The sequence below is a fragment of the Geobacillus sp. YHL genome (assembly GCF_022341265.1).
GTDB lineage: Bacteria > Bacillota > Bacilli > Bacillales > Anoxybacillaceae > Geobacillus > Geobacillus thermoleovorans.
The window spans coordinates 102,623-115,178 of the sequence record NZ_JAEIGB010000006.1 but is presented as its reverse complement, the minus strand read 5'-3'; the positions used below and the strand labels follow the sequence as shown (position 1 = coordinate 115,178).

Below are 12,556 nucleotides of genomic sequence, written 5' to 3'. Positions count from 1 at the left end.
GTTTCTTCTCCCCCTTTTAGACTCGCTGTTTCTCCATAATCCCCTTTAATAAAAACTCGGTTTGCAGTTCGATATATTCATCGAGTGTATACATTTTCCGCAGCACCCAACGGCGGAACGCCCACATTTGCCCAAGAACGACGATGTTGTGGGCGAACAGGCGGATCTCGCTTTCAGAAAGCTGCAGCGCCCCGCTCTCAACGCATGCGCGCAAAATATGTTCGAAAATCGCCGCCATATCGAGTTCTTTATTCAACACATACGGCAGCGATTCTTTGCTTAGCGCTTTCACTTCTTGATACATGACGAGCACTTCATCATCGAGTTCATCAACAACGCGGAAATAGTGGGCAATGGCGCGCCTTAACCCTTCGATCGTGCCATGGTGGGCACCGAGGTCTTGTTCCGTCCGCTCCCGCACTTCGTCGTAAATGCGGTCGCACACGAGATAGAGGACGTCTTCTTTCTTGCGGATGTACTCGTACAACGTGCCGATGCTGAAGCCGGACGCTTTGGCGATCTCCCTTGTCGTCGTTTGGTGGAAACCTTTTTGTTTAAACAAGGAAATCGCGCCTTTGATCATCTCATTGCGCCGTTTTTTCACGAGCTTTTCGTCTTTGACCGATGCAATCACTTCCCGTTTTTTCATGTTCGTTGTCTCTCCCCCATTCCCATTTGACGGCGGGGCGCCGCCCCGCCCCATGCCTATCCGTGCGCCCTTTCCCAAAGCGCCAAGCCGCCGTTCAGATCCAAAACCATTGAAATGACGCACAATGTTTCAATCGCGCGCCAACACGAATGAGTGGACGCGCAATGTTTAATTGCGTGTCAACACGAATGAGTAGACACGCAATGTTTAATTGCGTGTCAACACGAATGAGTGGACACGCAATGTTTAATTGCGTGTCAACATGCGCGAAATGACAAGGCGTTGGATTTCTTGCGTTCCTTCGTAAATTTGCGTAATCTTCGCGTCGCGCATAAACCGCTCGACCGGGTAGTCCTTCGTGTAGCCGTTGCCGCCGAAAATTTGCACCGCCTCGACCGTCACTTTCATCGCCGTGTCGCCGGCAAACAGTTTCGCCATGGCGGATGCTTTGCCGTACGGCAAGCCATTCGACTCCAACCATGCCGCTTGATAGGTCAAGAGCCGCGCCGCTTCAATGGCAGTCGCCATGTCAGCGAGCTTGAAAGCGACCCCTTGCTGCTCGATGATCGGTTTGCCGAACTGGACGCGCTGTTTCGCATAGTCCACCGCCGCATCCAGCGCGCCCTGGGCAATGCCGACCGCTTGGGCGGCGATGCCGTTGCGGCCGCCATCGAGCGTCATCATGGCGATTTTAAACCCTTCTCCTTCTTGACCGAGCAAGTTTTCTTTCGGAATGCGGCAGTCTTCAAAAATGAGCTCCGTCGTCGGCGACGAACGAATGCCGAGTTTCTTTTCCTTTTTGCCGAACGAAAAGCCCGGCGTTCCTTTTTCCACGATAAAGGCGCTGATCCCTTTATGCCGCTTTTCCGGATCGGTGACGGCAAATACGACGTAAATTTCCGCTTCGCCGCCGTTGGTGATCCATACTTTCGAGCCGTTTAAAATGTAGTGGTCCCCGTCTTTTACCGCACGCGTTTTCATCGAGGCGACATCCGACCCCGCCCCCGGCTCGGACAGAGCGTATGCCCCCAGTTTTTCCCCAGTCGCTAAGGCGCGCAAATACTTTTGCTTTTGTTCTTCGTTGCCGAACTTGTAAATCGGCCAGCTGGCGAGCGATATATGCGCGGAAAGCGTCACCCCGGTCGAGGCGCAGACACGCGACAGCTCCTCAACGGCAATGACATAGGCCAAATAATCGCTGCCAATGCCGCCGTATTCTTCCGGCCACGGAATGCCTGTTAAACCGAGTTCAGCCATTTTGTTGAAAATGCCGCGGTCAAACCGCTCTTCTTCGTCGCGCTCAGCGGCAGTCGGCGCTACCTCATTTTCGGCAAATTCGCGCACCATTTTTCGCAGCATTTCATGTTCTTCGCTCAATCGAAAGTTCATCGTTTCATTCCCCCGTTTTCCTATATATCCGAAATCCTCGTCCCCCGTGCCAGCGTGATCACCGTTTTCCAAAAACAGACAACGAATCGTTGTGCCGCGACGTTGCCATCCAGTTCGCCGCCCATTCCGGGTTTTCCAAAGACAGACAACGAATCGTTGTTGGGAAAAGAGAATAGGATCGCTCCGGCTGCACAACAAAACGCAGCAAATGACAGAGCCCCGTGTTTATGCCTCCATCCCTGAAAGCGGCGTTGTTCAGCCTTCCGAAGACCCGACGGTTTGCGGCTCATTCCACCATTTCATTCGGTTGCCAATCATGAGCTGACTGAACACAAGCTTTTCTGCCTCTTCCCTCGAACAAGAACGCCGACGGGCAAATGCCATTTGCCCGCAAAACGTTCATTGTTCGAGGAGGGCATGCTGTCGCATGCCCAGTCGGCAAGCGAACGGCTTGCCGACTACGGCAGAAAAGCTAGGAACAGAGCCTTCTCATCTGGTTCGGATTGGTTCATCAGCATGCCTGGCACAAATGTTTGCTGATGACGATGCGCTGAATTTCGCTCGTTCCTTCGTAAATTTGCGTAATTTTCGCGTCACGGAACAGCCGCTCGACCGGGTAGTCTTTCGTGTAGCCGTTGCCGCCGAAAATTTGCACCGCCTCGATGGCATTGTCCATCGCTGTTTGTGAAGCGAAGAGCTTCGCCATCGACGCCTCTTTTCCGCACGGCAGCCCTTGCGCGCGCAGCCAAGCGGCGCGATAGACGAGCCATTTCGCCGCTTCCGCCGCCGTCGCCATATCGGCAAGCTTGAAAGAGACGCCTTGCTGCTCGATGATCGGTTTGCCAAACTGCACCCGCTCTTTCGCGTAGGCGACGGCATGTTCGACTGCCGCCTCCGCGATGCCGAGCGCTTGGGCGGCGATGCCGATCCGACCGACGTCAAGGTTGGCCATCGCGATTTTAAATCCTTCCCCTTCCTGACCGAGCAAGTTTTCCGCCGGCACTTCGGCGTCTTCAAACGTAATGGTCACCGTCCGCGACCCGTGCAGCCCCATCTTCTTCTCATCTTTGCCAATCGACATCCCTGGCGTCCCTTTTTCCACAATGAACGCGGAAATGCCGCGGCTTCCGGCTTCTTCCGGATTCGTGCGGGCGAAGACGATGTACGTATCTGCCTCCCCGCCGTTGGTGATGAATATTTTTGAGCCGTTTAGCACATAACGATCTCCACGGCGCACCGCTTTCGTCTTCAAGCTTTTCGCATCCGAGCCGGCGCTCGGTTCAGTAAGGCAAAACGCCCCCAAGTACTCACCTCGGGCGAGCTTTGTCACGTATTTTTGTTTCTGTTCTTCGGTGCCGAAATACAAGATCGGATTCGTGCCGACCGACGTGTGCACTGATAAGATGACACCGACGGTCGGGCTCACTTTAGAAATTTCATGAATGGCGATGATGTACGACACAAAGTCCATACCCGCGCCGCCATATTGCTCCGGGACAGTGATGCCCATTAGGCCGAGTTCGGCCATTTTCGCTAAAATCGGGCGCGGAAACTCCCCTTGTTCCATGCGCTCGACAAATGGGGCGATCTCCGCCGCGGCGAACTCGCGCACCATTTGCCGCATCATTTCCTGCTCTTCGGTGAAGCGAAATTCCATGAAATGGCCTCCTTCCGATGTCGCTGACACAATGGTGTTTTCAGGCACTCCTCCGCTCCATGGGGTAGCCAGCAGGCAGCTGAACGATTCTATAGATTTGCCTTATAGGCTGTAAAACAGCGTTCCCGCATGCACCTAACGTGCGGCGTTACGGTCGGCAGACAGCATAGCGGGCGCCGCCCCACGCACATTGCGGCACGCTTCGGCGTTGTCCTGGAGCGACGCCAAGCGGTTTATTCATACGTGTAAAATCCGCGGCCCGTCTTGCGGCCGAGCCAGCCGGCTTTCACATATTTGCGCAAGAGCGGGCATGGGCGGTATTTGTCATCGCCGAACCCCTCATGAAGCGTTTCCATAATGTATAAGCACGTATCGAGCCCGATAAAATCAGCGAGCGTCAGCGGACCCATCGGATGGTTCATGCCGAGCTTCATCACTTCATCGATGGCTTCTTTGGTCGCCACCCCTTCGTATAAGGCGTAAATCGCTTCGTTGATCATCGGCATGAGGACGCGGTTCGAAATAAAGCCCGGAAAGTCGTTCACTTCGACCGGCACTTTGCCGAGCTTGCGGGCAACGGCTTCGATCGTTTCATACACGTCATCAGCCGTCGCCAATCCGCGGATAATTTCGACGAGCTTCATCACCGGCACCGGGTTCATAAAGTGCATGCCGATCACTTTCTCTGGCCGTTTCGTCGCGGCGGCAATTTCCGTAATCGGCAGCGACGACGTGTTCGACGCTAAAATCGTCTCCGGGCGGGCGAGCGCATCGAGCTCGGCGAACAGCTTTGTTTTCACGTCCATGTTTTCGACGACCGCTTCAATGACAAGATCCGCTTTGGCGGCGGCATGCAAGTCGGTCGAGCGGGCAAGCCGCGCGAGCGCTGCGTCTTTGTCCGCCGCTGTCATTTTCCCTTTTTCCACTTGGCGGGCGAGCCCTTTTTCGATGTTGGCGATTCCTTTGTCCAACTGCGCCTCGCTAATGTCGTACAAAAACACTTGATAGCCGGCGACGGCGCACACTTGAGCGATTCCTGACCCCATCTGTCCGGCGCCGACGACCATGATTGTTTTCACATCCATCTTCTGTTCCCCCTATCGTCCGCTTTGCGTTTCCTGTTCCGCGCTCAAACTCATATGCCTCACTGCCGCCAGCAGCCAACGGCAACCGGTCTTTGCATCGTCATCACAACAACCCCTGCTGTCAACCGTTGATGCCGCGGCTGTTGCGGCAATGAGCAACGTGCCGCGCGCTGCGACAGAGACAGCAGCGGCATGCCGCACCATGGCGCGATGCCTCATGACGCAACGCTTGAGGCAGACGGTCACACGCCGCATCCTATGCCTTGGCGCAACACTGGAAGGCGACGGCGGCATGCCGCTTGCCCGCCGCGCCCCGCTCGTTATACCTCGACCAAGATGGCGTCGCCTTGGCCGCCGCCGCTGCAGATGGCGGCGATGCCGAGGCCGCCGCCGCGGCGTTTCAGCTCATAAATGAGCGTGAGGATGATGCGTGCGCCGCTCGCGCCGATCGGGTGGCCGAGGGCGACAGCGCCGCCGTTGACGTTCACTTTTTCCGGGTCAAGGCCAGCGATTTGGATAGCAGCAAGAGCAACAGCGGCAAACGCTTCGTTTATTTCGAACAAGGCAATGTCGTCGACCGTTTTTCCCGTTTTGCGGAGCAATTCGTTGATGACAAGTCCCGGCGTTTTTGGGAAATCTTTCGCCTCAACGGCGATGGCGGTGTGGGCGACAACAGTCGCGAGCGGCTCAAGCCCCTCGCGGGCGGCGCGCTCCTCGCTCATCAAGACGAGCGCCGCGGCGCCGTCGTTGACGCCCGGGGCGTTGCCGGCCGTGATCGTTCCTTCCGGGTCAAACACCGGCGGCAGTTTCGCCAACGCTTCAAGCGACGTGTCTTTGCGCGGCGCCTCGTCGTGTTCGACGACAAGCGGCTCTCCTTTGCGCTGCGGAATCGTCACCGGAACGATCTCTTCCGCGAGCCGACCGGCTTCGATGGCAGCAATGGCTCGCATATGGCTGCGGTACGCCCACTCATCCTGCGCCTCGCGTGTAATGCCAAGTTCACGCGCTGTATTCCCGCCATAAACGCCCATATGGACGCCGGTAAAACTGCATGTCAAGCCATCATACACCATTAAATCCTTCACCGTGCTGTCGCCCATTCGCAACCCCCAGCGCGCTTTCGGCAGCACGTACGGGGCGTTGCTCATCGATTCCATCCCGCCCGCGACAACGACATCGGCATCGCCTAAGCGGATGAGCTGATCCGCGAGCGTCACGGCGCGCATGCCCGATGCGCATACTTTATTGACCGTCTCGGTGCGAACATGCCACGGAATGCCGGCATGGCGCATCGCCTGCCGCGATGGGAGCTGTCCTTGTCCGCCTTGCAAGACGGTGCCTAAAATGACATGATCGACTTGTTCCGCGCTCACGTCCGCGCGGGCAAGCGCTTCTTTCACGGCAATGCCGCCGAGTTCTGACGCTGACAGCGCTTGCAAAGAACCGCCGAGTTTTCCGAACGGGGTGCGCGCCCCGCTGACAATCACTGTTTTTCCCATATTCCTCTCCCCTTTTCGTTGGATAAGAAAGCGATTACAAAAAAACAGACTGAACGCTCGCTCGATCACGGTGTGAAAGAGAAGGTGTACAACGGTACACCCTCTCCTCTACCCTTATTCACTATTTTAAAAAATAAAAATTGTCTATGCAACTATTTTTACGATGCTGCTTCCTCTTTTTCCTCGCCAAACACCGATTTCGCCAACAATTCAGCGACATCGTACGTCGCAACGCGGTCTTCCACTTCCTTGGCCTTCGTGCCGTCCGACAGCATCGTCAAACAGTACGGACAGCCGGAGCTGATGACGGTCGGATTGACAGCGAGCGCTTGCTCCGTGCGGGCGACGTTGATCCGGTTGCCGGTCGTCTCCTCCATCCACATGAGGCCGCCGCCAGCGCCGCAGCACATTCCTCGCTCGCGGTTGCGCTCCATTTCAACAAGCTCGACGCCCGGGATGGCGCGCAAAATTTTCCGCGGTGCGTCATAGACGTCATTGTAGCGTCCTAAATAGCACGAGTCATGGAACGTAATGCGTTCATTTACCGGATATTTTGGCACCAAGCGCCCTTCTTCGATGAGCTTGGCGAGCAGCTCGGTATGATGATACACTTCGGCCTCGAACCCAAAATCCGGGTACTCATTTTTGAACGTATTGTAAGCGTGCGGGTCGATCGTGACGATTTTCTTGACGCCCGCTTTTTCAAATTCTGCGATGTTGTTCGTCGCTAATTCTTGGAACAAAAACTCATTTCCTAACCGGCGCGGCGTATCGCCCGAGTTTTTCTCCTTGTTGCCTAAAATCGCGAACTTGACGCCTGCTTCGTTCAACAGCTTGGCAAACGCAAGGGCGATTTTTTGGCTCCGGCTGTCATACGACCCCATCGAGCCGACCCAGAACAAGTACTCGATTTCCTCTCCCGCTTTCGCCGCCTCTTTGACGGTCGGCACATGCACATCATCGCGCAGCTCGCGCCAGTTCTCCCGCTCTTTTCGGTTCAAGCCCCACGGATTGCCTTGGCGTTCGATGTTCGTCATCGCCCGCTGCGCGTCCGGGTTCATCCGTCCTTCCGTCAGGACAAGATAGCGGCGCAAGTCGATGATTTTATCGACATGCTCATTCATGACCGGGCATTGGTCCTCACAGTTGCGGCACGTCGTACAGGCCCAAATCTCTTCTTCGGTGATGACATCGCCGATGAGGCTCGGCATTTCGATCGTCGCCGCCTGCTCGGACGCCGCGGCGAACGCGAGCTGATTGCCCCTTGTATGTTTGAAAGCGAACGCGGGCACCCACGGCGTGCGCGACGTGACGACCGCCCCTTTTTCCGTCAAATGGTCGCGCAATTTTAAAATCAAATCCATCGGCGACAACATTTTCCCCGTGCCGGTCGCCGGACACATGCTTGTGCAGCGGCCGCATTCGACACAGGCGTACAAGTCGATCAATTGCTTTTGCGTGAAATCCTCAATTTTGCCGACGCCAAACGACTCTTGGCTTTCGTCTTCAAAATGGATCGGCGCAAGCTTCGGCCGCGTCAGCCGGCTGAAAAAGACGTTGATCGGCGCCGCGATCAAATGGGCGTGCTTTGATTGCGGCACGTACACGAGGAACGTGAGCAAAATCAACAGATGCACCCACCAGGCGATAAAGAAGAGCACCGCAGCCCCCGTTTCGCCGACCCAGGAAAACGCGGCAGCAATAAGCGAGGCGACGGGCTCGCTCCATGTCGCTTCTTCGCCGTGCCAAATGATGCTCATCCCGTTGCCGAACAACACCGACAGCATGAGCCCGGCGATGAAGATGAGGACAAGCCCAGCTTTCAAGTCGCGCTTTAAACGGACGAGCTTTTCAATGTAACGGCGGTAAAAGGCGGCGAGCACCGCGATCAAAATAAGCAAGGTAACGATTTCTTGGAAAAACGTAAATCCCGCATACAGCGGCCCAAGCGGCAAATGCGCCCCCGGCGCAAGCCCTTTGATGATGAAATCAATCGCGCCAAATTGGACGAGAATAAAGCCATAGAAAAAGACGACGTGGATCAGTCCGCTTTTTTTGTCCTTGAGCAGCTTTTTCTGGCCGAACACGTTGACCCAGATGTTTCGCAGCCGCTCTTTTACTTTGCGGTCAAACTCGACTTTTTTGCCGAGTTTGATGTACATCGCCCGCGTTTTGACGACATATGCAAACAAGTGAATTGCGTAAGCGGTTACAAGCAAAAACGCGAGCCAGTTCACCACCAACAAGGCATTCATCTTCTCTCCCCTTCCCCCGTTTTTCGAGCGAATGTGTTGCCATAACAAAAGAAATTTTCAGAATTCGCTTTATGTCTATTGTACAAATGAATGAGCATTCAGTCAATAACCTTTTTTCATCCCAACCGTGAAAACTTTCCCTTGGCAACGGAGCGATCGCGGGGGAATCATCGATTTGTTCAGCCCTCTATAGACTCCCATGACGAAAAACATTCATCAATATGGAAATTTGATTCATTTGGAGTTTGGGTATGTTCACGGTAGATGCAATTTGAAACGTTTTGCGCGTTCTCGGGCACATTAATAAATACCGAATCGACATAGGAGGAGAAGATATGGTCGTCATTTCCGTCATTGCCATCGTATTGTTGCTCGTTTATCTTGATGACAAGCTTGGACAGTTCATCTTCCGCAATGGGCGCAAAAAAGTCGTCTACCCGGAGCGGAGAAGCGATATTTCCCTCTATATCAACGGCAGGCATTTATTTTCTGATTACTTCGCTGAACTAGGCCGCGCCCGCGATCATATTCACGTCTTGTTTTACATTATAAAAAATGACGAAACGAGCGCGCCATTTTTCCAGATTTTAAAGGAAAAAGCAGCTGCCGGCGTGAAAGTGCGAGTGTTGACCGATTGGGTCGGCAGCTTTGGACTGCCGAAAGCGCTCATCCGTTCGCTCGAGGAAAGCGGGGTGGAGTTCGCCTATGCCCGAAAGCCGCGCTTTCCGTTTTTCATTTACCGCCTCAACCGCCGCAACCATCGGAAAATTACGGTCATCGACGGGCGGGTCGGCTACATCGGCGGCTTTAACATCGGCCGCGAATACAACGGAAAAGACGCCAACTTCGGCGAATGGCGTGATTACCACTTAAAAGTGAACGGCGAAGGGGTTCACGACTTGCAAGAACAGTTTTTGCACGACTGGGAAGAAGCAACGGACCGGACGGTGCCTGACAAACATCGCTACTTCCCGCCGCTTCCGGCCGGCGCCATTCGCCATCAGCTCGTCGCCACCAACGGCACTGCCCTTGAAGAACAGTTTATCGAGGTCATCCGCCAGGCGAAAAAAGAAATTATGATCGGCAGCCCATACTTCATCCCAAGCCGGCCGCTGTTTAACGAGCTGATGCAAGCGCTTCGGCGCGGGGTGCGTGTGACCGTCCTTGTGCCGCTGAAGGCGGACCATTTATTTGTCAAAGAGGCTGCCTATCCGTACTTTTATCGACTCTTGAAAGCCGGCGCGCGCATTTACCGCTTTTACCAAGGATTTTACCATGCCAAAACGCTCGTCATCGATGAGGAGTGGTGCAACGTCGGCACAGCCAATTTCGATCGGCGCAGCTTGTTTTTGAACGGCGAAATCAACTGCTATGTGTTTGACCGCGCGTTTACCCGTCTCGTCAAACGGGCGATCGAGCGTGATTTGTTGCGCGCCGAGCCGCTGACGGTCGACTTTTGGCAAAAACGTTCGCTTCTTGACCGCGGCAAACAGTCGATTTCCCAGCTCATCTCCGCCTGGCTTTGACCGGTCTGAAGTTCCATTTCCCTCCCAAGCAACAGAAGAAGCAAAAAAACCCGGCCGGCGCTTCCGGCGGCTTGATGCTGCCAAAATTGCGCCAACCGGGTTTTGTTCCCCGTTTGATCATGCAAGTGCTTACTTCCAAAACACCGTGAACCATTGAAACAACCGCATGCCGAGATACACCCCGACGATGCCGGCGATGCCGGCCAACGCCGGGGGAGCAGGAATCGGCAACCGAAGCAAGGTGAACAAAAAGCCGACAACGATGCCGGTGATGAGCGATAGTACAACTTCTTTCATTTGTTGATCCTCCACCACTGTTTTTCTTTAGAATGCCCAAACAAAAGAGGGAGCAGTCGCTCCCCCTCGTTCGTTTACATTTGTTCCGGCGCTGAAACGCCAATGAGCGCTAACGCATTTTGCAGCGTAATTTGCACCGCCTTGACAAGCGCGAGGCGGGCTTTCGTTTTTTCGATGTTGTCCAGATCAAGCACTTTTTCCGCGTTATAAAAGCTATGGAGCGCGGAAGCCAAATCGAATGCATAGGCGGTGACGCGATGCGGCATCCGCTTGAGCGCCGCCTCGGCGACGACGTCAGGGAAATCGCCGAGCACTTTGAGCAGCTCGATTTCTTTTTCCGTCTCCGCTAAATGATGCAAAGCGAGGTCGCCTTCGTACGACACATTTTGCTCTTCCGCCTGGCGGAGAATGCTTGAGACGCGGGCGTGCGCGTATTGGACGTAGTAAACCGGGTTTTCATTCGACTGCGACACGGCCAAGTCCATGTCAAAATCCAAATGCGTATCGCCCGAGCGCATCGCAAAGAAATAGCGGACGGCATCGACGCCGACTTCTTCCATGAGCTCGCGCATCGTCACCGCCTTGCCGGTGCGCTTGCTCATTTTGACGCGCTCACCGTTTTGGTATAGGTTCACCATTTGAATGATTTCCACTTCAAGCGCCTCCGGATCATAACCGAGCGCAGCGATCGCCGCCTTCATGCGCGGAATGTAGCCGTGGTGGTCCGCTCCCCAAATGTTGATGAGCTTTTTGAACCCGCGCCGCAGCTTGTCTTGATGGTAGGCGATGTCCGGAAGCAAGTACGTATATGTGCCGTCCTGCTTAATTAAGACGCGGTCTTTGTCGTCCCCAAACGCCGTCGAACGGAACCATGTCGCCCCGTCCTGCTCGTAAATGTAGCCGCGCTCGCGCAAAGTGGAAAGCGCCTCGTCGATTTTTCCGCTTTCATAGAGCGATGTTTCCGAATACCAGACGTCAAACGGCACACGGAAGTCGGCCAAGTCTTTTTTGATTTTTTCAAGCTCATAGCGGAGCCCATAGTCGCGGAAAAAGGCAAGCCTCTCCTCTTCCTCCATTTCGACAAACCGGTCGCCGTACTCTTCGGCAAGCTTTTTGCCGATTTCGACGATATCGTCGCCGTAATAGCCGTCCTCCGGCAACGGCATATCGACACCGAGCGCCTGAAAATAACGGGCTTCGACCGATTTCGCCAAGTTGTAAATTTGCTTGCCGGCGTCGTTAATGTAGTATTCGCGCGTCACGTCAAAACCGGCTTTCGCCAAAATGTTGCAAAGCGAATCGCCGACCGCCGCGCCGCGGGCATGGCCTAAATGCAAGTCTCCGGTTGGATTGGCCGAGACGAACTCGACTTGCACTTTTTCCCCGTTGCCGACGTTCGATTCGCCATACGCTTGTCCCGCCTGCAAAATCGCCGGCACAACGGCTGTCAAATAGCGGTTGTCCATATAAAAGTTAATAAATCCTGGCCCTGCTACCTCGATGCGCTCAACCGACACCCGCTCACGGTCGAACTGCCCAACAATGGCCTCAGCGATCGCCCGCGGCGGTTTTTTCGCGATGCGGGCGAGCTGCATGGCGATGTTCGTCGAGTAGTCGCCATGCGCCTTGTCGCGCGGCACCTCAAGCAGCACATCCGGCAGCTCGTCGGCCGAAGCCAGCCCTGCTCTTACCGCCGCCTGGCGGATTTCTTCTTTCATCTTTTCCTTGATTTGTCCGACAATGTTCATCGGCTTATACCCCCTTAAATGTCAACGTCAACGTATGGCGCCCGCTTCGCTCATCGCCTAGCATCAGTTCATAGGAAAGAAAGAGCCGCCCCTTTTTCCGCTGCTCATCATAGTGAAACTCCATGGAGCTCGTTTTGGCCGCCAGCGCCCATCGTCCAAACGCTGTCCCATAATGGCCCGATGTTTCTTGGCGGCGGCGGAACGTTTGCCGCATCTCGACCGCTCCGGAACGAAGGACGGTCACCTCGTCAGGCGCGATTTTCACAATGTTGTTCACCCGCCCGAGTTCGTTTTCTTCGGCAAACTGCAAATAAACGGTTTCCCCTTTTATGTAATACGTGCCATCCGCCTCAAGCACAACCGTCTCTTGGCGCGGACCGTCGCGAATGACAGCCACTTGGCGGAGGCGCGCCGGGATGCCGTTTGTTTCCTTCATATCGATGAACACACC

Annotated in this window: 11 protein-coding genes; 1 reads left to right on the top strand and 10 read right to left on the bottom strand. The window is 54.9% G+C overall.

Annotated elements, in window-relative coordinates; genetic code table 11:
* Positions 1–16 precede the first annotated feature (16 nt).
* The 7 genes from JCR24_RS08045 to JCR24_RS08015 form a co-directional block, all read right to left on the bottom strand.
* Positions 17–649, bottom strand: a complete 633-nt coding sequence (locus JCR24_RS08045) for a TetR/AcrR family transcriptional regulator (RefSeq protein ID WP_011232859.1) — start codon at positions 647–649, stop codon at positions 17–19.
* A 246-nt stretch (positions 650–895) separates the two neighbouring features.
* Positions 896–2,038: an acyl-CoA dehydrogenase gene (locus JCR24_RS08040; protein WP_011232860.1), complete on the bottom strand. Its 1,143-nt coding sequence runs from the start codon at positions 2,036–2,038 to the stop codon at positions 896–898.
* Between the two features lie 511 nt (positions 2,039–2,549).
* Positions 2,550–3,695 carry an acyl-CoA dehydrogenase gene (locus JCR24_RS08035; protein WP_238980440.1) on the bottom strand — a complete coding sequence of 382 codons (1,146 nt, stop codon included), beginning with the start codon at positions 3,693–3,695 and terminating at the stop codon, positions 2,550–2,552.
* Between the two features lie 233 nt (positions 3,696–3,928).
* Positions 3,929–4,780: a 3-hydroxybutyryl-CoA dehydrogenase gene (locus JCR24_RS08030; protein WP_013146630.1), complete on the bottom strand. Its 852-nt coding sequence runs from the start codon at positions 4,778–4,780 to the stop codon at positions 3,929–3,931.
* 12 nt (positions 4,781–4,792) lie between these two features.
* A complete protein-coding gene (locus JCR24_RS08025) occupies positions 4,793–4,984 on the bottom strand; it encodes a hypothetical protein (protein WP_080997802.1) in 192 nt (63 codons plus the stop codon).
* A 116-nt stretch (positions 4,985–5,100) separates the two neighbouring features.
* Positions 5,101–6,279: an acetyl-CoA C-acetyltransferase gene (locus JCR24_RS08020; protein WP_015376074.1), complete on the bottom strand. Its 1,179-nt coding sequence runs from the start codon at positions 6,277–6,279 to the stop codon at positions 5,101–5,103.
* Positions 6,280–6,437: 158 nt separating this feature from the next.
* Entirely contained in the window at positions 6,438–8,534 is a 2,097-nt protein-coding gene (locus JCR24_RS08015) for a heterodisulfide reductase-related iron-sulfur binding cluster (RefSeq protein WP_238980439.1), read from the bottom strand.
* 335 nt (positions 8,535–8,869) lie between these two features.
* Between JCR24_RS08015 and cls the strand changes: the two genes are divergently transcribed.
* Positions 8,870–10,060 (top strand): cardiolipin synthase, encoded by a 1,191-nt coding sequence (gene cls, locus JCR24_RS08010; RefSeq protein ID WP_238980438.1) that lies wholly within the window; start codon positions 8,870–8,872, stop codon positions 10,058–10,060.
* 129 nt (positions 10,061–10,189) lie between these two features.
* Here cls and JCR24_RS08005 read toward each other — a convergent pair whose 3' ends face one another.
* The 3 genes from JCR24_RS08005 to JCR24_RS07995 form a co-directional block, all read right to left on the bottom strand.
* Positions 10,190–10,357 carry a XapX domain-containing protein gene (locus JCR24_RS08005; protein ID WP_013146634.1) on the bottom strand — a complete coding sequence of 56 codons (168 nt, stop codon included), beginning with the start codon at positions 10,355–10,357 and terminating at the stop codon, positions 10,190–10,192.
* Between the two features lie 74 nt (positions 10,358–10,431).
* Positions 10,432–12,105, bottom strand: coding sequence for an arginine--tRNA ligase (gene argS, locus JCR24_RS08000; protein ID WP_238980437.1), 1,674 nt, complete (start codon positions 12,103–12,105; stop codon positions 10,432–10,434).
* 4 nt (positions 12,106–12,109) lie between these two features.
* A complete protein-coding gene (locus JCR24_RS07995; protein WP_011232869.1) occupies positions 12,110–12,541 on the bottom strand; it encodes a YwiB family protein in 432 nt (143 codons plus the stop codon).
* Positions 12,542–12,556: the final 15 nt, after the last annotated feature.

Bases quoted from the DNA above. Each gene is read 5' to 3' on its own strand.
- JCR24_RS08005 (WP_013146634.1), bottom strand. From the start codon at position 10,357: ATGAAAGAAGTTGTACTATCGCTCATCACCGGCATCGTTGTCGGCTTT.
- JCR24_RS08020 (WP_015376074.1), bottom strand. From the start codon at position 6,279: ATGGGAAAAACAGTGATTGTCAGCGGGGCGCGCACCCCGTTCGGAAAA.
- cls (WP_238980438.1), top strand. From the start codon at position 8,870: ATGGTCGTCATTTCCGTCATTGCCATCGTATTGTTGCTCGTTTATCTT.
- JCR24_RS08015 (WP_238980439.1), bottom strand. From the start codon at position 8,534: ATGAATGCCTTGTTGGTGGTGAACTGGCTCGCGTTTTTGCTTGTAACC.
- JCR24_RS08030 (WP_013146630.1), bottom strand. From the start codon at position 4,780: ATGGATGTGAAAACAATCATGGTCGTCGGCGCCGGACAGATGGGGTCA.
- JCR24_RS08045 (WP_011232859.1), bottom strand. From the start codon at position 649: ATGAAAAAACGGGAAGTGATTGCATCGGTCAAAGACGAAAAGCTCGTG.
- JCR24_RS07995 (WP_011232869.1), bottom strand. From the start codon at position 12,541: ATGAAGGAAACAAACGGCATCCCGGCGCGCCTCCGCCAAGTGGCTGTC.
- JCR24_RS08025 (WP_080997802.1), bottom strand. From the start codon at position 4,984: ATGGTGCGGCATGCCGCTGCTGTCTCTGTCGCAGCGCGCGGCACGTTG.
- argS (WP_238980437.1), bottom strand. From the start codon at position 12,105: ATGAACATTGTCGGACAAATCAAGGAAAAGATGAAAGAAGAAATCCGC.
- JCR24_RS08040 (WP_011232860.1), bottom strand. From the start codon at position 2,038: ATGAACTTTCGATTGAGCGAAGAACATGAAATGCTGCGAAAAATGGTG.
- JCR24_RS08035 (WP_238980440.1), bottom strand. From the start codon at position 3,695: ATGGAATTTCGCTTCACCGAAGAGCAGGAAATGATGCGGCAAATGGTG.